Here is a 19827-nt window from a genome sequence, read left to right as displayed (position 1 = left end):
CCCAGATCAGGGGCCGCCGACAAAAGTTGATCGCGTACGCTTTGCCCCGTGCCACAGGAGCAACCGCCGCGGCCCGAGCCGCTCGACCCGCCGATGGTCCCGTTCGCGGTCGCCGGGCTGATCGCCTGGGCGGTGGTGGGCCTGGTTCTGTTGATCTTCTTCCGTGACTGGCTGACCAGGACCGGGCACCAGAACTGGCTCTGGACTTGCCTGGCGGGATTCCTCTGGGGCTTTCCCGGTCTGGTCACGATGATGCGGCACGACGCTCACCGACGACGCCGCCGGGAAGCCGCCGCCCGGCGGGACTGACCGGTCAGGAGTGGCCGTACGGCTCCGCCGGCTCGGCCGCCTCGACGGAACCCGGGGCCCGGCTGACGGACATCGCCTCGACGGCGCTGTCGTCGTAGACCGTGGGCAGCTCCTCGACCGCGGGCTCCCCGGTCTCGATCAGGGTCTCCGAGTGCGCGCCGCAGCCGTGGTCCGCGCTGACCACCCGGCCGTCGTCGGGGGCGTAGAAGTTGCCGCAGGCGCCGAAGGACTGCCGCAGGGAGCCGGCCAGCGGCAGGTAGAAGCCGCAGGTGCCGCAGCGGGCGGCGGCCGGCGCGGCGGTGGAGATCGGCGCGGACGGGCCATGGTCGCCGTCGTACCAGCGCTGGGCCGCCTCGGCGCGCCCCTCCCGGGAGAGCACCCGCGGCCGGCCGAGGCCGAGTTCCCAGGCGGTCTCCTCGACCGCCGGGTCGTCGGAGAGCAGGTAGCCGGGGGCGAGCCGGTCGTCGTCCGGCGGGGTGGGGAGCAGGTCACCGGGGCCCAGGTCGCCCGGCTTGAGCCGCTCCTGCCAGGGCAGCCAGCCGGGCGCGAGCAGCGCGTCCGAGCCGGGCAGCAGCACCGTCTCGCAGATCGTGACGTGCTTGCTGCGCGGCACCCGGGTGACGGTGACCGCCCACCGCCAGCCGCGGTAGCCGCCCATCAGACATTCGAAGTAGTGGGTGACGACCCGGTCGCCCTCGGCGACGGCACGCAGGTGGTCGCCGACGTCGGCGGGCTCCACCTCGGTGATGCCGGCACGGGCCACCTCGACGGCGGCGGCGCAGACCTGGTCGAGGCGGGCGGCACGGGTGGAGACGGGCCTGGTCACCCGACCATTGTTCCCCATGCACGCGGCCGGCCGACAGGCACTCCCCGGTGATGTCTCCCCGGTGGTGCGGCACCGGTGGAAGAGATGGGCGAGGATGGTGCACATGCCGCTGTTCTCCCGCTCCGGGCGGTCCGTACTGGGCCGGACCGCGGGCACGGGCTTCCGTGCCGGCCGCCTGCTGCTCCGCGGCTCGGTCAGCGGCGGCCGCTGGATGACCCGGCGGGCCGGGTCGGCCAGGGCGCGGGGGGCTGGCGGCGAGATCGGCATGGTCCGCCTCTTCGACCTGCACGCGATCTCCTGCGCCGGGGACACCCTGATCGCCATCGGCCTGGCCGGCACGATCTTCTTCGACGTGCCTCTCGGTGAGGCCCGCAGCAAGGTCGCGCTCTATCTGCTGGTCACGATGGTGCCGTTCGCCATGCTGGCGCCGGTGGTCGGCCCGCTGCTCGACCACTTCCGGCACGGCCGCCGGTACGCCCTGGCCACCACCATGCTCGGCCGGGCCTTCCTCGCCTGGTTGATCTCCGACTACCTGGGCGGCCTGGGGTTGTACCCGGCGGCGTTCGGGGTGCTGGCGCTCTCCCGGGCGTACGGGGTGGCCCGCTCGGCGGCCGTACCCCGGTTGCTGCCGGAGGGCCTGGGCCTCTCCCAGGTCGGCGCCCGGGCCAGCGTCTACGGCACCGTCGCCGGTGCCCTGGTGGCGCCGATCGGGCTCGCCGCGTTCTGGTTCGGGCCGCAGTGGCCGTTGCGGGTGGCGTCGGTGATCTTCCTGGTCGGCATGGTGATCGCGTTGCGGCTGCCGCCGAAGGCGGATTCGGAGCCGCCGGAGCGGGTGCCTCGCCCGCTGCGGGCGTTGCGCCGCGACGGCGACCGGCCGCTGGGCCGGGGACGCCCCGCCGGCCGGGTCGTGATCGCCACGTTGATCGGCGCGGCGACGCTCCGCGCGCTCTACGGCTTCCTCCTGCTCTTCCTGGCGTTCGCGCTGAAGAAGGGTGATCTCACCACCGACTTCTTCGGCCGGCAGCTCAACGATCAGGCGGCGCTGGGCCTGGTCGGCGGGGCGCTGGCGGTGGGCGGCTTCCTGGCCACCGCGGTGGGCACCCGGCTGCGCATCCACCGCCCGACGGCGATCCAGTCCAGCAGCATGGTCATCGTCGCCGGGGTGGCGATCCTGGCGACGTTGAAGTTCTCCCTGCCGATGGTCGCGGCGCTCTGCCTGGTCGCGGCCCTGAGCAGTGGGATCGCCAAGCTGGCGGTGGACGCCTCGATCCAGGAGCGGATCCCGGAGCGGCTGCGGGCGAGTTCCTTCGCGCATTCGGAGACGGCGCTGATGCTCGCCTTCGTGGCCGGTGGCGGCCTCGGCCTGGTGCCGTTCGACGGACGAGTCGGCATCGCGGTCGCCGCCGGAGTGGGCACCCTTGCCGCGATCCGAGGCGCGGTGGTCGCCGGTCGGCTGCGGGCGGAGCGGCTGATGGGCCGGCCGCTGCACGACGACGAACTGGCCACCCGCGACAACACGACCACCGGCGACAACACGACCACCGGCGGCGACGCGACCACCGAGGTCGTCGCCCAGGTGGCGCCGACCTCTCCCGCGCCGACCTCCGCCGCGCCGACCGGGCACGACTCCCCCGGCGCCGCGGACGCCGGTCTGGCACCGCCCGGCTACCACATCTACCGGCCGTCGTCGGCGGTCGGCGGGTCGGGCGCGGACGGCGAGCAGCGACGCGAGTCGCAGGGACCGGTGTCGTGACCGGCCTGCTGGTGCTGACCGCGGTGCCCGCCGAGGCGGAGGCGGTCCGGGCGGGCCTGACCGACCCGACGGTGACCGTCCGCCCGGTGGGGGTGGGCCCGGCCGTCGCGGGCGCCGCCACGGCACGCCTGCTCACGCTGGCCGAGGCGGCCGGCCGCCCGTACCGTGCGGTGCTCAGCGCGGGCGTCGCCGGCGGCTTCGCCGGCCGGGTGACGGTCGGCGGCACGGTGCTGGGCACCCGCAGCGTCGCGGCCGACCTCGGCGCCGAGTCGCCGGCGGGCTTCCTCCCGATCGACGAGCTGGGCATGCCGCCCGAGCTGCTGGGCGGCGGCCCGATCGTCGACGCCGACCCGGAGCTGTTGGCCGCTCTGCGGGAGGCCCTGCCCGAGGCGGTGGTCGGTGCGGTGCTCACCGTGAGCACGGTGACCGGCACGGCGGAGAGCACCGCCGCGCTCGCCGACCGGCACCCGGACGCCGTGGCCGAGGCCATGGAGGGGTACGGAGTGGCGGTCGCCGCCGTCCAGGCCGGCCTGCCCTTCGTCGAGCTGCGGACCGTCTCCAACCCGATCGGTCCCCGGGACCGCGACGCGTGGCGGATCCGGGAGGCGCTCACCGCCCTGACCGCCGCCGCCCGCTTCCTGCGCTGACTGCCGGCCGGTCGAGTCCTGCGCTGACAGTCGGCCGGTCGAGTCCTGCGCTGACGGCCGGCCGGTCGAGCCGGAGCGAGGCCGGTCGGCTGGCCTCCAGCCGGTAGCCGCAGGCCAGCAGGAAGCCGATGCCACCGAACTCGGCGATCGCCTGCACGGCGCCGATGCCGGCACGATCCATCTCGGTGGCGAGCGCGTCGAGCAGGCGGCGCCCGATCCCCAGCCCCCGGTGCTCGGCGGAGACGAGGACGCCGTCGAGCACGAGTTCCCGCCGATCACCCAGGGGGTACCGGCGGAAAAATTCGACGCTGCGCTCGTGCGCCCGCAGCTCGCCGACCAGTGCACCGTCGGGCAGCTCGGCGACGAACCGCCAGGACGTAGCTGGGAGGTCATCGACGCAGCGGCGTACCCGCACGTCACGCCGGATCTGTTCGCCCCAGCGCCGCCGGTCCCGAGCGGCCCGGTCCAGGGCGTAGGTGGTCGCCGGCAACGTCACGTTCCACCGCTCGGGCGGAAGGTCGTACCAGTGCGCCCACCAGGCTCCCGGCCAGTCCCGTGGTTCCCGCACCTCCCGGGCATCGAGGTGTGCCGGGCAGTGCCGCCCGGCCGCGTCGCGAAGCTCCTCGTGCGGGATCGGCGGGGGCGAAGCGTCCGGCTCGCCAAGGGTGATCCGCCCCGAGGCCGCTCGCACCAGACGCTCCACGGTCCGGAACCTGGGGTCGGTCACCGCGCCGGACTCGATCCGGGCGATGGTCGGCTGCGGCACTCCGGACCGCTCGGCCAGCTCACGCTGGCTCAGGTCCGCCGCCCGGCGCAGGGCCCGGAGGGCGGCGCCGAGATCGACCTGAGGCGTCGTCTCGCTCATCCACACCATGCTGGCCGGCTCCGTAGCCGTCCTCAACACCCTCGACCGCCCTGTGGATAACTCTGTGGAAAACGGCCGGAGCTGGGGATGAAGGTGGTCAACGGGACGCTACAAACTTGATGACGGCAACGAATCGCTGGCGGGGGGCACACCCCGGGCACCGCGAACCCGGCCGGGGCCGGGGAGGTGATTCGTTGACGTCATCAAGTTCGTAGCGAGCCGGGGAGGGGGTTCCTCGGCCCCTAATCCGCACGCAGCGTCACCGCTGGCACCGGTGGACGGTAGGGCCGGAGGCGGGCGGCAGCACCGCCGGAGGCCCCCGGGGGGCGGCATCACCGCCGGAGGGCCAGAGGCGGGCGGCATCACCGCCGGAGGGCCGGCGGCGGGCGGCACCAAAGTCGGAGGGCCGGAGGCGGGCGGCGTCACAGCCGGGTGGGCGGGGGTGCGTCGGGCCAGCGGGGCGGGGCTACCGTGGGAGCGTGGCGCTCACCCTGGCGATCTCGCCCTGCCCCAACGACACGTTCGTCTTCGACGCCCTGGTGCACGGCCGGGTGCCCGGCGCGCCGCCGGTCGAGGTGACCTACGCGGACGTCGACGTCACCAACACCGCCGCCGAGCGGGGCGCGTTCGACCTGGTCAAGGTGAGCTACGCGGCGCTGCCCTGGCTGCTCGACGACTACCACCTGCTGCCCTGCGGCGGGGCGCTCGGCCGGGGCTGCGGCCCGCTGGTGCTCACCCGCGGCGACCGGACCGACCTGACCGACCTGACCGGCGCCACCGTCGCGGTGCCCGGCGACCGGACCACCGCGTACCTGCTCTTCCGGCTCTGGTCGGCCGAGCGGCCGCCGGCCCGGATCGAGGTGGTGCCGTTCCACGAGATCATGCCCGCCGTCGCCGCCGGGACGTACGACGCCGGGCTGGTCATCCACGAGGCCCGGTTCACCTATCCCCGGCACGGGCTGACCGCGCTGGTCGACCTCGGCGAGTGGTGGGAGGCCGACACCGGCCTCCCGATCCCGCTCGGCGCGATCCTGGCCCGCAAGGGCGCCGTCGACCCGGTCGAGGCCGCCGGCTGGATCCGCGAGTCCGTCCGGCAGGCGTGGGCGGACCCGGCGGCGAGCCGCGACTACGTGCTCGCGCACGCCCAGGAGATGGAGCCCGACGTGGTGGACCGGCACATCGCCCTCTACGTCAACGACTTCACCGCCGACCTCGGGGACGCGGGCTTCGCCGCGGTGGACGCGCTGCTCGGCCGGGCCGCCGACGCCGGGCTCGTACCCCGGGTCTCCAGCCCTCAGACCTCCAGCTCGCGCGCCACCGCGTGGACCAGCTGAGCGATCTTCTGCGCGGTCCTCCGATCCGGGAAGCGGCCCCGGCCCAGGTCCGGCTGGACCTTGGCCTCCAGCACCTTGATCATGTCCTCGACCATGCCGTGCAGCTCCTCGGCCGGCCGCCGGCGCAGCTCCGACATCGACGGCGGGGCGTCCAGCACCTTGACCCCCATCGCCTGGGCGCCCCGGCGGCTGTCCACCACGCTGAAGTCGACCCGCTGACCACCCTTGAGGTCGGTGACACCCGTCGGCAGCGCGCCCTTGGGCAGGAACACGTCGCCACCCTCGTCGCTGGTGACAAAGCCGTATCCCTTGGCCGCGTCATACCACTTCACTCGACCCGTCGGCACCTTTGGAACCCCTGCTTCACTTGAGACGTCTACTGCTCCAAGGCTAGCCCGATGATCCGGTCCAGCGCCGCCGAGAATCCGGTGAGGTCGCCGAGCACCAGCTCCGCCCCGGCTGCCCGCAGCTCGTCGGTCGTGCACGGCCCGGTGGCCACCCCGAGGCCCGGGATCCCGGCCGTCTGCGCCGCCACCATGTCCGCCACGTGGTCGCCGACGTACAGGCCCGCGCCGTGCTCGCGCAGTGCGGTCGACTTCTCCTCGGCGAACAGGTCGCCGACCAGCTCGTCCACGGCCAGCCCGAGATGGTCCAGGTGCAGCCGGGCCAGCCGGCCGAGCTTCGAGGTCACCACCATCACCCGGCCGCCCAGGGCGTGCACCGCGTCGACCGCCTCGCGCGCGCCGGGCAGCGGCACCGTCGGGGTGATCGCGTACGCCGGGTAGAGCTCCCGGAAGATCGTCACCGTCTCCTCGACCCGCTCCGGCGGGAACCAGTGCGCGATCTCGGTGCGCAGCGGCGGCCCCAACCGGGAGACCGCCAGCTCGGCGTCCACCGGCACGCCGGTCAGGGCGGTCAAAGCCCGATAGCAGGCGGCGATGCCGGGACGCGAGTCGACCAGGGTCATGTCGAGGTCGAATCCGACCATCAGCGCGGGCATCCTGAGAACGTACCCGGCCAACCCCGGCCGAGCCGGACGTCCGAGGGGCGGGAACGCCCCGGACCGGGCTAGCGTGGAACGACGATGACCACCTCACTCGCCGACCACCTGCGCGCCCTGCCCGACGAGTCGCTCGCCGCCCTGCTGCAACTGCGGCCCGACCTCGTCGTGCCGGTGCCCGCCGACGTGTCCGCGCTCGCACTCCGGGCCGAGTCGCGGGTGTCGGTGGCCCGCGCGCTGGACGGGCTGGACCAGTTCACCCTCCAGATCCTCGACGCCGCCCGGCTGACCCGGCACCCCGAGGGGGGCACCACCTCCACCGACGCGGTGCTCGCCACGGCCACCGCCGGGCCGCACCCGCCCGCCCCGACCACCATCCGGGCCGCGGTCGACAAGCTGCGCGCGCTCTTCCTGCTGTACGGCCCGGAGCACGCCCTGCGCGTCGTGGGCAGCGTGGACGAGCTCGCCCCGTACCCGGCGGGGCTGGGCCGGCCCGCGGCCGACCTGGACCCGCGGACGGCCGCGGTCTGCGCGGACCCGGCGAAGTTGCGCCGGGCGCTGCTCGCCGCTCCCCCCTCGGCCCGGGCGATCCTGGACCGGCTCGCGGCCGGCCCGCCGGTCGGCAGCATCCCCCCGGGCGCGCTGCGGGCCCCCGCGACCGGCGCGGAGGACGACCTCCCCCCGGACGCCACCAACGGTGGCGCGCCAACCGGTTCGCCGGTGCGCTGGCTGGTCGAGGCGCGGCTGCTGGTACCGGTCTCCGCCGGCACCGTGGAGCTGCCCCGCGAGGTCGGGCTGCTGCTGCGTCGGGACACCGGCCCGCTCGGCCCGCTGCGCACCAGCCCACCGTCGGTGGCCGCCGCGCCGCGCGAGCCGAAGGCCGTCGACTCCGCCGGGGCGGGGCAGACCATGGAGCTGGTACGGCACACCGAGGCGCTGCTGGAGAGCCTGGCCGCCGAGCCGGCGCCGGTGCTGCGCTCGGGCGGCGTCGGGGTACGCGACCTGCGCCGGCTGGCCCGCACGCTCGGGCTGGACGAGTCGACCACCGCGCTGATCTTCGAGGTGGCGTACGCGGCGGGGCTGGTCGGCGAGCTGGACCTGCCCGGAGCCACCACCGCCCGGTACGGCGCCGACCAGCAGGTGCTGCCCACCGGCGGGTACGAGGTGTGGCGGGCGATGTCGCTGGCCCACCGCTGGGAGCAGCTCGCCCGGGCCTGGCTGACCATGAGCCGGCAGGTGGGCCTGGTCGGCCAGCGTGACGACCGGGACCGGCCGATCAGCGTGCTCTCCGCCGAGGCGGAACGGGCCGGCGCGCCGGCCGCCCGCCGGGCGGTGCTCGGGGTGCTGGCCGACCTGGAACCGGCCACCGCGCCGACGCCGGAGGAGGTACTGGAGCTGCTCGACTGGCGGGCGCCGCGGCGCAGCCGGGGGCGGGAGACCGCGCACCGGGAGGTGCTGACCGAGGCGGCCCAGCTCGGCGTGACCGGGCTGGGGGCGCTCACCTCGTACGGGCGGCTGCTGCTGGCCGACGTCACCGACGCCGACGAGCGGGGCGCGGACGACCCGCTGGGGCTGCGCGCGGACACCGAGAGCGGGGACCCGTCCAGTGCGATGCGGGCGCTGGACTCGCTGCTCCCCGCCCCGGTCGACCACTTCCTGGTGCAGGCCGACCTGAGCGTGGTGGTGCCCGGCCCGCCCGACCCGACGCTCGCCGCCGAGCTGGACGTGGTGGCCGAGCACGAGTCGGCCGGCGGCGCCAGCGTGCACCGGGTCAGCACAGGCAGCGTGCGGCGCGCCCTGGACGCCGGGTACACCGCCGACGACCTGCACGAGCTCTTCCGCCGCCGGTCCCGGACCCCGGTGCCGCAGGGGCTCACCTATCTGGTGGACGACGTGGCGCGCAAGCACGGCGGGCTGCGCGTCGGCTCCGCCGGCGGGTACGTGCGCAGCGACGACGAGGCGCTGCTCGCCGAGGTGCTCGCGGACCGGCGGCTGGAGCCGCTGGCGTTCCGCCGGCTGGCCCCGACGGTGCTCTCCACCCCGTACCAGGTGCAGCGGATGCTGCTCGCGCTCCGCGACGCCGGGTACGCCCCGGTGCCGGAGGACGCCAGCGGCGCGGCGGTGCTGGCCCGGCCGAAGACCCGGCGGGCCCCCGCCCGGGTGCCGGTGACCACCCGCGCGGTCGACCCGCTGGCCACGCCGAAGCTGCCGATGCCGCGGCTGCTCGGCGTGGTGGAGCAGATCCGGCGGGGCGAGGCGGCGGCGCGGGCCGCCCGACGGGCCCCCGCGGTGGTCCGCGGTGCCGCGACCCGGACCGGGGCTGGGCCGGTGCCGGCGCACGGCCATGGCGAGGCCCTCGCCGTGCTTCAGCAGGCGGTCAGGGACAAGGCGCTGGTCTGGGTGGGCTACGTCGACGCGCACGGGGCGACGATGTCGAGGCTGGTCCGGCCGGTCTCGATCGGCGCGGGCTACCTGCGCGCCGAGGACGACCGGACGGAGATGCTGCACACCTTCGCCCTGCACCGGATCACCGCGGCGGTGCGCGAGGACTGACGGTCAGCGGCGGCTGCGGCGTACGGTGCCGACCACCGCCACGCTGAGCAGGAGCGCGGAGCCGGCACCGGCCGCCTCGCCGACCGAGGCGACGAAGCCCTGTTTCTGCACCAGCCAGCCGAAGAGGAACCAGCCGACGACGGCGGCTCCGGCGACGGAGTAGCCGACCACCGTGGCCGTGGAGACCTCGTCGGGCGGGGTCACCCGCCCCCGGGGTAGCGCGTCGTCGGCGATCACTTCGCGGTCGACGGTCATGCCAGCCCTCCCGCCCCGTCCGGCTCTGCCCTCCAGGGTGGCACCCGGCGGCCGGCCCGGACAGGGGCGAAAACCCTGATCCCCGGTGGCTCAGGTGCCGGGGCGCCGGCCGACGAGCGTGACGGTGGCGCCGACCCGGCCCAGCTCCCACCAGCGCACCGCGTCGGTGGGCAGCAGGTTGACGCAGCCGTGCGACCCGATCGCGGAGTTGTGCAGGTACGTGGTGGTCTCGTGGAAGCCGATCCCGCCGTTGAACTGCTGCCAGTACGGCAGCCAGACGTCGTACGGGTCGGACCACTCCTTCAGGCTCCGGTTGAAGATCGTGTAGCTGCCGGCGGGGGTGGCGTAGCCCGACATCCCGGTGCGGGTGACGGTCGGGCCGGCGACGAGCTTGCCGTTGCGCATCACCCAGGTCGTCTGCCGGGTCAGGTCGACGCAGAAGGTGGTGCCCGAGCCGGCGTGGCAGCGCTGCACGTCCGTGGTGGCCAGCCGCTTCGCCACCTCGTAGGTGAGCGGGCCGGCGCGGCCGGCGGCGGGGCGGATGTCGTACCGCTGCTGGAACTTCTTGATCGCGGCGCAGTCGGCGTCCGACTGCCTGCCGTCGACGGTGACCTTGCCGAAGCCGCCCAGCTCGGCGAGGTACGCCTCGACGTCGCGCTGGCGTTCGCCCTGGGGGCAGGTCGTGCGCGACGCGGATGGCGACGGGGTGGGCCGGTGCGTCGCGGTCGCGGAGGGGGACGGGGTCGCCGATCTCGTCGGCGTGGCCGTCGCCCGCGGCTTCGGGGCTGTGGTCGTCGGCCGGGCCACCGGCCTGAACGGGGCCCGCTGGTCGGGCCGGGGGGTACCGCTCGCCCCCGTTACTTTTTCCGCACTGCCGACCGGGGCGAGCCCTCCTCCAGTGCCACCCGGGTCGGCCTGCGGATCGAACGCGCACCCAACGGCGCCGACCAGCGTGACCACAGCCAGGGCGGCGATCCGGGCGGCGAAACTGATGGTGCGCATGGGGCCTCCCGGGTCGTCCGTCCTATTGGTAGACGTTTCCGGTACCGGGGCGGTTGCGTCGGATGAGCAGTTTTCTTGCTGTCACCCGGGCGCGTGCAACACTGGATGGTCGGCCTGCGGCGGGTGTCGCACGAGGTGGCCGACGATCCGACCTTCGGGAGAGGACGCTGGCGTGAGTGGTGGACCACTGATCGTGCAGTCCGACAAGACCCTGCTGCTGGAGATCGACCACCCCGACGCGCAGGCCTGCCGGATGGCCATCGCCCCCTTCGCCGAGCTGGAACGCTCCCCGGAGCACGTGCACACCTACCGGCTCACCCCGCTGGGGCTGTGGAACGCCCGGGCCGCCGGCCACGACGCCGAGGCCGTGGTGGACGCCCTGCTCAAGTACTCCCGCTACCCCGTCCCGCACGCGCTGCTGGTCGACGTGGCCGAGACGATGGACCGGTACGGCCGGCTCCAGCTCGCCAACGACCCGGTGCACGGCCTGGTGCTGCGGGCCCTGGACCGGCTGGTCCTGATCGAGGTCGCCAAGAGCAAGAAGCTCGCCGGCATGCTCGGCAACAAGATCGACGACGACACCATCCAGGTGCACCCCTCGGAGCGGGGTCGGCTCAAGCAGGCGCTGCTGAAGCTCGGCTGGCCGGCGGAGGACCTGGCCGGGTACGTCGACGGCGAGGCGCACCACATCGAGCTGGCCGAGGCGGGCAAGGACGGCCGCAAGCCGTGGACGCTGCGGTCGTACCAGCGGGAGGCCGTGGAGGCGTTCTGGGCCGGTGGGTCGGGCGTGGTGGTGCTCCCCTGCGGCGCGGGCAAGACGCTGGTCGGGGCGGCGGCGATGGCCGAGGCGAAGGCGACCACGCTGATCCTGGTCACCAACACGGTCGCCGGCCGGCAGTGGAAGCGGGAGCTGATCGCCCGCACCTCGCTGACCGAGGAGGAGATCGGCGAGTACTCGGGCGAGCGCAAGGAGATCCGCCCGGTCACCATCGCCACGTACCAGGTGCTCACCTCGCGGCGCGGCGGCGCGTTCACCCACCTGGACCTGTTCGGCGCCCGCGACTGGGGCCTGGTCGTCTACGACGAGGTGCACCTGCTGCCCGCGCCGATCTTCCGGTTCACCGCGGACCTCCAGGCCCGCCGCCGGCTGGGGCTGACGGCGACTTTGGTACGCGAGGACGGCCGGGAGGGCGACGTGTTCAGCCTGATCGGCCCCAAGCGGTACGACGCGCCGTGGAAGGACATCGAGTCGCAGGGCTGGATCGCCCCGGCCGAGTGCACCGAGGTACGGGTGACGCTGACCGACGCCGAGCGGATGTCGTACGCGACGGCGGAGTCCGAGGAGCGCTACCGGATGGCGGCGACGGCCCGGACGAAGCTGCCGGTGATCAAGGCGCTGGTCGACCGGCACCCGAACGACCAGGTGCTGGTGATCGGGGCCTACATCGACCAACTGCACCAGCTCGGCGAGTATCTCGACGCGCCGATCGTGCAGGGCTCGACCACCAACAAGGAGCGGGAACGACTCTTCGACGCGTTCCGCTCGGGCGAGCTGCGCACCCTGGTCCTCTCCAAGGTCGGCAACTTCTCCATCGACCTGCCGGAGGCGGCGGTGGCGATCCAGGTGTCGGGCACCTTCGGGTCGCGGCAGGAGGAGGCGCAGCGGCTGGGGCGGGTGCTGCGACCGAAGGCCGACAAGCGGCAGGCGCACTTCTACACCGTGGTCTCCCGGGACACGATCGACACGGAGTACGCGGCGCACCGCCAGCGGTTCCTCGCCGAGCAGGGGTACGCGTACACGATCATCGACGCCGACGACGTGCTGGGGCCGAAGCTGCCGAGCGTGGACTGAACGGCCTGGTCAGGCGGCTCGGAGCTTCCCCAGCACGTACTGGTTGAGGCTCATCCCGTCCTCAGCGGCCCGCATGGCGAGTTCGCGGTGCAGGCTCTCGCCGACGCGGAGATTGAACTTGCCCGAGTAGCTGCGGTCAGCGAACGGCTGTGGCACCGGCTCACCCTGCTCCGCCATGTCCCCGATCACCTCACGCACCAGATCCTCAAGCCCTTGGAGGGCTCCGATCTGCGACGGCGCAAGCCAGGAGAGCGACGGGAACTCGACGCAGGTGGCGACGAACTCGTCATCCTCAGCGGACCAGGTGACGCGGTAGGTGTAATGGGTGATCTCGGGACGGGCTTCGGGGTGCATCACATGGCCTCCTTCTTGTCGATCGCCTTGAGTACCTGCCGGACCTGGTAGGCCTTGGCCTTGCCCTTGTCGTTCTGGATGTTGACGCGTGGGTCGCCCGCCCAGGGCATCTTGAACACTGCGTGGGAGTACCGGCCTGCCGGGGCTTCCCGAAGTAGTGCTCGCACACGCCGTAGAGATCGTTGTAGGCGACGTTCTGCTGGTTGCTTCGCATCGCTTCAACGAGCTTGGCTATGGACGGCACGATAAAATGGTACTGGATGCGGTACCATTTCGCCACGCCTGCTGCAGATGGCGTCGATCATCGACGCCGACGATGTGCTCGGGCCGAAGCTGCCGACGGTCGACTGACGCGCGGGCCGGCGCGGGCGGCCGGGACGGCCGGCCGGGCCCCGGTGCGGCGTTCGCGGGGAGCGGAGGTCTGGTTCGCTCGCTACCAACTTGATGTCGTCAACGAATCAGCCGGCCACCCGTCCCCGCCGGCTCAGCGGCTCAGGGTGGTTTCCCGCTCCATGTGCGACAGCTTCTCGGGGTTGCGCACCGCGTAGAGGCCGGTGATGAGGCCGCCGTCGATGCGCACGGCCAGGACGGTGTCGAGCTCTCCATTGAGTTGGACAATCAGCGCCGGGTAGCCGTTGACCTGCGCCGGCCGCAGCGACGAGATGTCGGCGATCCGGCCCCAGCCGCCGGCCAGCAGGCGGGCGACCTTGTCGGCTCCGACGATGGGCCGCGGGACGGCCTGCTTGACTCCGCCACCGTCGCCGAGCAGGACGACATCTGGCGCGAGGATGTCGAGCAGGCTCTGCAGATCGCCGGTCTCGACCGCCCGTTGGAACGCGTCGAGCGCGTACCGGGTCTCGGTCGCCGAGACGACCTGGCGCGGCCGGCGCGCCGCGACGTGGGCCCGGGCCCGGTGTGCGATCTGACGGACCGCGGCCGGGCTCTTGTCGACGGCTTCGGCGATCTCGTCGTACCCGATGTCGAACACCTCGCGCAGCACGAACACCGCCCGTTCGGTCGGCGCGAGCGTCTCCAGCACCAGCAGCATCGCCATCGAGACGCTGTCGGCCAACGCGACGTCCTCGGCGACGTCGGGCGCGGTGAGCAGCGGCTCGGGCAGCCAGGAGCCGACGTAGGACTCTTTGCGGCGGCCGAGCGTACGCAGCCGGGCGAGAGCCTGGCGGGTGGCGATCCGGACCAGGTAGGCACGCTGATCCCGCACCTCGCCGAGATCGACGCCCGCCCACCGCAACCACGTCTCCTGCAGGACGTCCTCCGCGTCGGCGGCTGACCCGAGCATCTCGTACGCGACGGTGAACAGCAGGTTGCGGTGGGCGAGGAACGCCTCGGTGGCGGGATCCGGGCGGTCGTCGGCTGCGGTTTGCGGCGTGCCCACCATGGGTGACTCCCGTTCGTTCTCGACTGCGGTCACCCACCAGATGCCGAACCCCGCCGTGGTGTGACACCTCCGGGGAGTGGCGGTCGTCACCTGGCCGCGCCGTCACAGGGATCCGACCGCCGGCATCTCGTGTTCGTCCACCGAACACCACGAGCGAAGGACGGAACCATGGACGCCCGATTCAACATGTTCGACAACGAGATCGCCATGAAGTTCTTCAAGCGGTTCGCCAACGCCGGCATGGTGATCCAGCAGTCGCCGCTGCCGAAGTCGACGCAGGAACTGGTGTCGCTGCGGGCCAGCCAGATCAACGGCTGCGGTTGGTGCATCGACATGCACACCAAGGAGGCCGAAGCCGCCGGCGAGACCGCGGTCCGGCTCCACCTGGTCGCCGCTTGGCGCGAGTCCACCGTCTTCACCGAGGCCGAGCAGGCCGCGCTGGCCCTCGCCGAAGAGGGCACCCGGCTCGCCGACGCCCACCAGGGCGTGTCCGACGAGACCTGGGCGCAGGTGCGGAAGCACTACGACGACGATCAGATCGCCGCGCTGATCTCCCTGGTCGCACTGATCAACGCAGCCAACCGGCTCGCCGTGATCGTGCACCAGCGGGGTGGTTCGTATCAGCCCGGCATGTTCGCCGCCGCGTTCGACTGACGCGCAGACGGATTTGGCCCGGCCCAGAATTATCCGATACTGGGCCGGGCGCTCACCTTGGTGACCTTCAGCCAGCCCCTCATCACCGCGGACCTCCAGGGCCGCCGCCGGCTCGGCCTGCCAGTAGTGAGGGCGCGGTCGACCGGCACGGAGGCGACCAGGTGCTGGTGATTGGCGGTTACATCGGCCAACTGCACCAGCTCGGCGAATACCTGGACGCGCCGATCGTGCAGGGCTCCACCACCAACAAGGAACGGGAACGGCTCTTCGACGCGTTCCGCTCGGGTGAGATCCGCACCCTGGTCATCTCGAAGGTCGGCAACTTCTCCATCGACCTGCCCGAGGCGGCGGTGGCGATCCAAGTCTCCCGGCACCTTCGGGTCGCGGCAGGAGGAGACGCAGCGGCTCGGCCGGGTGCTGCGGCCGAAGGCCGACAAGCGGCAGGCGCACTTCTACACGGTGGTCTCCCGGGACACCATCGACACCGAGTACGCGGCGCACCGGCAGCTCTTCCTGGCCGAGCAGGGTACGCGTACACGATCATCGACGTCCCGGGCCGGGACCTCCCCCTGATGCGGCGACGACGTCCTCGGGCCGAAGCTGCCTAGCGTCGACTGACCCCGCGTTGATCGACCCCGCTTCCAGGATGTTTCAGTATCGGCTAACCCCGACACTCCCATATTTCGGAAGCGAAGTCGATCACTGCGCGAGCCTCGGGGATCCCGCTCCGGGACTGGGGTGGCTCTCGTGCTCGCTACGGACCTGATGTCATAAGCGACTCAGCCTCACCGCTTTCTCAACCCGGCGACCAAGACGCCCGCACCCCGTGCGGCCCTCGTCGTTGGCCACCATGGCGAGCAGCTCAGCTCGCACGTCCTCTGGCGTCCCGTAGTAGTGAAGGAGGGCGGCGAGGTCGCGGGCGCTTACGGCAATTCGCGCATTCTCGATGCGGGACACCTTCGGCTGGGACTAGCCGAGGGCAGCGGCCACCTCCTTGCCCGGCAAGCCCAAGCTCTCCCTCATGCGCTTAAGCTCCGCAGCAACGAGCTCCCGTCGGCCCGGAACGCCCACGGCAAACCCCCTGTCCTGCAGACATGCACACGCCCCACAGTGCAAGAGAAGAGCAGGTTCGACCCCCGGTGTGCGTCGGTAGCCGCCTATCTGACCTGCCAGACGCCGAGGAAGTGCCCCTTTGGCACCAGAACGCGGCATTCACGTTAGACACGACCTTGCGGCTGCAACTACCCCCGACTCAATAGATATGGGAAGCTACCTGTCGGGTGCGGGGGAAGGGTTAATCACGTGAAGGATTGGCGTCCCGGGGGATTCGAGCTTACCCCGGCCGAGATGTTCAAGGTCTCCGCCACCGACGTGGAGAATGATCATCTCTGCCGACAGTACGCCTATGTGAAAACCCACTTGGGCTCCAACGTGAGTGGCACTCACGGTTGGATCAAGCAGTGGGACCGGGAGGACATACCGCTCAAGCAACTGTTTCAAGCCCTCGGGGTCTTCCACGTTACCCGTCGGGTGGGTCGCCAATACGAGGATGCGCGCAAGGCCGCCGCGAGGTCGCTCTCTGCCGCCCACCCCGGTCTCCGAACCTTCCTCGTTAGGGCCATTGACAACTATTTGGACTTTCTGGAATCCCGAGAAGACGAGCTGGGCTTCCCGCTCGATTACCTGGGCTTTGATCTTAAGACGCGAGTAACTAGGAATGGCCAGATATCCTACTGGGGCCCTACCTACCGATCCGCGAATGGCCATGTAGAGGTACATCGGGTGCGACTAAAGCATGCCAGGGATAAGGTCACGAGGTGGGCAGAGCTTGCCGCATACGCGGCCACACGCATTGCCGGTCAGGGAACGCGACACGCATCGGTTGTCGAGGTCGGACTCTTCAGCAGCAGAGGACCAACCGAAGCAGTCGTCCTTGATCGCATTAGCCCCGCGGAACTCGACGAGCGCTACAAAGCTTCCGTCCGCCCAAGGGCTCTAGAACTCATCGACGGAGACAATCCTACTCCTAGTCGGGATTGTGCTAGTTGCAAGGTTGCGGGCGCGTGTGAGGCCCTAATTCCAATGGACGGAGCGCTCTATCAAGTACAACGAGGCCCCTATACGCGCTCTGTATCTGCGACCGACCTACGCATTTACGAGCGGTGCCCAGCTCGATGGTACCTAGAGCGGAAGCTTCGCCTCCCGCCCGACCTAGACGCTGAGGTTTATGGGGAAGAGGCGGACCGAGGACGTGCTATTCACCATTGGCTCCGGGTTGCCCATGCCAGATCTAGGGCTTGTAGTGAAGATGACCTGCCTGATGTCTCCCTAAGAAGCCATCAGGACATCGCGTTCGAGGATTTAGACGACGCAACCTACGCCACCATTCGGCCGTTCCTGCTGCACCACGTACAGCAGTGCCCATTAGCGAACAGCGTGGACGTGGTCCGCTTGGAGTCGCCGCTGTACGGCTGGGACGTGACTGCGGACACCATTGTGGTTTCTTCGCCCGACGCGCTCTACATCCGCGACTCCAATTTGGTGGTACGTGAAACCAAGACGACAAATGCTGAGCTTCCACCTGATGCTGACGTTGCTCGTGATGGGTTCGAGGGCATTGTCTATTGGTTGTTGGCGCTATTGGACGGCGGTTGGACCACCCGCCATGGAGCCACGGAAGGAGTTGTCGAGCTTGAGGTACTAACTCCTAAAGGCGCAGAGGTCTTTACATATCGCACTAGCGACGAAACACTCATGCTCATCGCGGAGGCCCGCGTCGCCAATCGGGTGGGACAGTGGCACTACGACACCGAATGGCAGGCGCGGCCAGGTGCCCATTGCTCAGCATGCCCAATGGCGATATGGTGCCCGGAGGCGGCGTCCGGATATACACCTCCCAGCCCCGCCGCCATGCGTCCTACACAATCGGGAGTGTCCTACTAATGACGCATCCGACTCCGAATCCCGGGATGTTTCGTCACCGTCGCATCAGCAGCGTTCCTCCCCGGCAGACGCAGAACGAGGTCGCGCAGCACGCGTTTCCTCGCAACGTAATTCCTCAAGGTGATCGCAACCGATTTGCCCTGGTCGATGCCGGGATTCTCTTCTCCCTCGGGGCATCCACTCGGATAAACGCCGTAGCGCGTTTTCATGTCTTATACGAAAGCCGTGCGTCAACTACAGATGCAGTACGAGACGAAGTCCGTCGAAAAGCGCTGGCAACGACCTCGGAGCCGAGAGGGCTTCAACCTGCAGCGGTTCGGGCGCGCAACTTCTTTCTGACGAGTGCCCGGCTCGCCGTGGACGAAATTCAGATGTCTCAGGAACTTGCCGCGAGACTTCAGGTTGTGCACGGCCAGTTACGATCCTACGAAGCTGCTCGACGCCAGCCCGGAGCCCAAGTGCATGGGCTCGTACTAAAGCATGCTGGTGAGGCAACACTTATCGTCGCAGCGTCGAGGCGGCCCAATCCTGTTCTCTTGACGAACGACGGTGGAGCTAGCTACGTCGCGAGCCGTCAAACTCCGAGTGTTCTGTCGCTTCACTTCGGGCACCTGCTCCGCGAACTCGTGTGTCATGCCGAAGACTTGATTCAACTCGCCGATGTAGTTGCCGACTACGAAGCGGCCTGCCTCATCTCGGGGATACCCGCTGATGCTAAGCCAGGCGCTAGCACAGACTCTTTCGCCTGTAGTCGCGATAGCGCAAGCGGAAAATGCGCAATCTGCGACCAGGTCTAGAACTCCGCGCGAATTTCCCAGCCCTGCAACTTGAGCTCTTCCCTAACTTTGTCCTCTGGCTGTCCAAGAGCGCTGGCCACAACGCTGGCAGGAACAAGGCCCTCCTCATAGAGATGCAGCGCCGACTCGACGAGCCAAACAGAAGCGCTGGCCACGCTTTGTTCCTCAACGAGCTCAGCCCAGATGGGCCCTAAGCCGGCCGACTGCATACGGTTCCACACCGAATCCTGTTCGAGTTCCCGAAGCAAACCACCGTCTACGAGCCTTTCAGTGCGCAGAAGGCGCAGTGTTGCCTGCCGACTGATTCCAAAGTGCAGCATAAACTCGCACAGCGCCTTATTGGCGTCCCCGCCGCTGCCCTTAATGTGAGACGTCCAGATCTTGCGCGCCTCTAGAGAAGGGGCCAGGAAATGGCGCGCAAAGGCTTCGGCCCGAATTTCCTCGCTCTTGGTGCTCTCAGGCACGTGCTCGTCGTTAACGAAGACAAGACCCGAGTCCCGATAGAACACATGACACAGTTCATGAGCAAGGGTGTAGCGTTGGCGCACCCAAAAGTCCTGCACACGAATCAGTATTGCGCAGTCCCACGCACCAAGGGACTGGTCGTGAATGGTCAGCCCGTGGACATCCTCTGGCAGATCGTCCCTAAGCTCCACCGGTATACCTAAAGATTCGACCAAGGCAACTAGGTCCCCGATTGGCTCGTCTTTAGCGATGAGCTTAAGTCGGGCAAGCATGGCACGAACCTGTTGAGCTGCATACATGCCGGCATTAGGAGGGAAAGCCTCGCGGGAAACGACGCTCCGGGCGCGCTCGAGACGCGAGGCCCTTTCGGCCCAATCGGCACCGAGCCAGGAGCAAATCAAACGGGAGGTCTCGACTAGCTCGATCCCACGCCGCTGCGCGGCCCCAGTGGCTTCACCTGGACTCGCGAGCGTGCCTGCCCGCAAGGCGACGCCAGTGCTGCTTGCCGGATCGACGAGACCGGCCAACACCGGCACCGGAATCGCCGTCACTGCGGACAGTATTAGGTACTCGGACGCCGATGGCGCAGCGTCGCCATGGAGGGCGGCTTTCAGCCAATCAGGCTCTTCGCCTACTTCGGCCGCAACGCTTGCGACAACCTCTTCATGTGTGTAGCGAGCAGCCCTAAGCGCGGCTAGCAGTGAGTCGTGCCATCCGGAGCTGCTGGGGGGGCTCATGGCTACACCTCCTTGGCTGCTGCCTAGCCTACGTGCCTGGCTAAAGCTCTTGCATACCCAACGAGGCCCCGACACCTGTCGC

At 70.4% G+C, this 19827-nt stretch carries 19 protein-coding genes and 1 pseudogene; 9 read left to right on the top strand and 11 right to left on the bottom strand.

What is annotated here, in order from left to right; genetic code table 11:
- The first annotated feature begins 48 nt into the window (after positions 1-48).
- Positions 49-309, top strand: coding sequence for a DUF2530 domain-containing protein (locus V6U81_RS14850; protein WP_334489544.1), 261 nt, complete (start codon positions 49-51; stop codon positions 307-309).
- A 4-nt stretch (positions 310-313) separates the two neighbouring features.
- Here the strand turns inward: V6U81_RS14850 and V6U81_RS14845 are convergent, their stop codons facing one another.
- Complete coding sequence (locus tag V6U81_RS14845) at positions 314-1153, bottom strand: DUF3027 domain-containing protein (RefSeq protein WP_334489541.1); 840 nt, start codon at positions 1151-1153, stop codon at positions 314-316.
- Positions 1154-1238: 85 nt separating this feature from the next.
- Here V6U81_RS14845 and V6U81_RS14840 point away from each other — a divergent pair, with 85 nt between their 5' ends.
- Together V6U81_RS14840 and V6U81_RS14835 are read left to right on the top strand one after the other, a co-directional pair.
- Positions 1239-2888: an MFS transporter gene (locus V6U81_RS14840; RefSeq protein ID WP_334489539.1), complete on the top strand. Its 1650-nt coding sequence runs from the start codon at positions 1239-1241 to the stop codon at positions 2886-2888.
- A complete protein-coding gene (locus V6U81_RS14835) occupies positions 2885-3535 on the top strand; it encodes a futalosine hydrolase (protein ID WP_334489537.1) in 651 nt (216 codons plus the stop codon). Before V6U81_RS14840 ends, V6U81_RS14835 begins: the two co-directional genes overlap by 4 nt.
- Here the strand turns inward: V6U81_RS14835 and V6U81_RS14830 are convergent.
- A complete protein-coding gene (locus tag V6U81_RS14830; protein ID WP_334489535.1) occupies positions 3498-4400 on the bottom strand; it encodes a GNAT family N-acetyltransferase in 903 nt (300 codons plus the stop codon). The genes V6U81_RS14835 and V6U81_RS14830 overlap by 38 nt on opposite strands.
- Before the next feature lie 479 nt (positions 4401-4879).
- On the opposite strand from V6U81_RS14830, the gene V6U81_RS14825 reads away from it, so the two are divergent.
- Positions 4880-5734: a 1,4-dihydroxy-6-naphtoate synthase gene (locus V6U81_RS14825; protein WP_334489533.1), complete on the top strand. Its 855-nt coding sequence runs from the start codon at positions 4880-4882 to the stop codon at positions 5732-5734.
- Here V6U81_RS14825 and V6U81_RS14820 read toward each other — a convergent pair.
- Both V6U81_RS14820 and V6U81_RS14815 read right to left on the bottom strand, forming a co-directional pair.
- Entirely contained in the window at positions 5695-6081 is a 387-nt protein-coding gene (locus V6U81_RS14820; protein WP_334489531.1) for a cold-shock protein, read from the bottom strand. The genes V6U81_RS14825 and V6U81_RS14820 overlap by 40 nt on opposite strands.
- A gap of 29 nt (positions 6082-6110) precedes the next feature.
- Positions 6111-6734 (bottom strand): HAD family hydrolase, encoded by a 624-nt coding sequence (locus tag V6U81_RS14815; protein ID WP_334489528.1) that lies wholly within the window; start codon positions 6732-6734, stop codon positions 6111-6113.
- Positions 6735-6818: 84 nt separating this feature from the next.
- Here V6U81_RS14815 and V6U81_RS14810 point away from each other — a divergent pair, with 84 nt between their 5' ends.
- Positions 6819-9287, top strand: a complete 2469-nt coding sequence (locus tag V6U81_RS14810) for a helicase-associated domain-containing protein (protein ID WP_334489526.1) — start codon at positions 6819-6821, stop codon at positions 9285-9287.
- Between the two features lie 3 nt (positions 9288-9290).
- On the opposite strand, the gene V6U81_RS14805 is transcribed toward V6U81_RS14810, so the two are convergent.
- Both V6U81_RS14805 and V6U81_RS14800 read right to left on the bottom strand, forming a co-directional pair.
- Positions 9291-9542 carry a hypothetical protein gene (locus tag V6U81_RS14805; RefSeq protein WP_334489524.1) on the bottom strand — a complete coding sequence of 84 codons (252 nt, stop codon included), beginning with the start codon at positions 9540-9542 and terminating at the stop codon, positions 9291-9293.
- A gap of 90 nt (positions 9543-9632) precedes the next feature.
- The gene (locus V6U81_RS14800) at positions 9633-10544 is read right to left on the bottom strand and encodes a L,D-transpeptidase family protein (protein ID WP_334489522.1); all 912 of its coding nucleotides are present in this window, start codon (positions 10542-10544) and stop codon (positions 9633-9635) included.
- A gap of 172 nt (positions 10545-10716) precedes the next feature.
- Between V6U81_RS14800 and V6U81_RS14795 the strand changes: the two genes are divergently transcribed.
- A complete protein-coding gene (locus tag V6U81_RS14795; RefSeq protein WP_334489520.1) occupies positions 10717-12396 on the top strand; it encodes a DNA repair helicase XPB in 1680 nt (559 codons plus the stop codon).
- Positions 12397-12405: 9 nt separating this feature from the next.
- Here V6U81_RS14795 and V6U81_RS14790 read toward each other — a convergent pair whose 3' ends face one another.
- Complete coding sequence (locus tag V6U81_RS14790) at positions 12406-12750, bottom strand: type II toxin-antitoxin system HicB family antitoxin (protein ID WP_334489517.1); 345 nt, start codon at positions 12748-12750, stop codon at positions 12406-12408.
- Between the two features lie 484 nt (positions 12751-13234).
- Entirely contained in the window at positions 13235-14149 is a 915-nt protein-coding gene (locus V6U81_RS14785) for an RNA polymerase sigma-70 factor (protein WP_334489594.1), read from the bottom strand.
- A gap of 168 nt (positions 14150-14317) precedes the next feature.
- On the opposite strand from V6U81_RS14785, the gene V6U81_RS14780 reads away from it, so the two are divergent.
- Both V6U81_RS14780 and V6U81_RS14775 read left to right on the top strand, forming a co-directional pair.
- The gene (locus V6U81_RS14780) at positions 14318-14803 is read left to right on the top strand and encodes a carboxymuconolactone decarboxylase family protein (protein ID WP_334489515.1); all 486 of its coding nucleotides are present in this window, start codon (positions 14318-14320) and stop codon (positions 14801-14803) included.
- Positions 14804-14911: 108 nt separating this feature from the next.
- Positions 14912-15421: pseudogene (locus V6U81_RS14775) on the top strand (helicase-related protein); the annotation flags it as partial.
- Positions 15422-15571: 150 nt separating this feature from the next.
- On the opposite strand, the gene V6U81_RS29185 reads toward V6U81_RS14775, so the two are convergent.
- Both V6U81_RS29185 and V6U81_RS14770 read right to left on the bottom strand, forming a co-directional pair.
- A complete protein-coding gene (locus V6U81_RS29185) occupies positions 15572-15760 on the bottom strand; it encodes a helix-turn-helix domain-containing protein (RefSeq protein ID WP_420884024.1) in 189 nt (62 codons plus the stop codon).
- 312 nt (positions 15761-16072) lie between these two features.
- Entirely contained in the window at positions 16073-16582 is a 510-nt protein-coding gene (locus V6U81_RS14770; protein ID WP_334489513.1) for a hypothetical protein, read from the bottom strand.
- 303 nt (positions 16583-16885) lie between these two features.
- Here V6U81_RS14770 and V6U81_RS29180 point away from each other — a divergent pair, with 303 nt between their 5' ends.
- A complete protein-coding gene (locus V6U81_RS29180; RefSeq protein WP_420884027.1) occupies positions 16886-17746 on the top strand; it encodes a PD-(D/E)XK nuclease family protein in 861 nt (286 codons plus the stop codon).
- A gap of 793 nt (positions 17747-18539) precedes the next feature.
- Here V6U81_RS29180 and V6U81_RS14765 read toward each other — a convergent pair.
- A complete protein-coding gene (locus V6U81_RS14765; RefSeq protein WP_334489510.1) occupies positions 18540-19559 on the bottom strand; it encodes an ImmA/IrrE family metallo-endopeptidase in 1020 nt (339 codons plus the stop codon).
- Positions 19560-19827 lie beyond the last annotated feature (268 nt).

The organism is Micromonospora lacuserhaii, assembly GCF_036902735.1.
GTDB lineage: Bacteria > Actinomycetota > Actinomycetes > Mycobacteriales > Micromonosporaceae > Micromonospora.
This window is presented reverse-complemented; position numbering and strand designations above follow the sequence as displayed.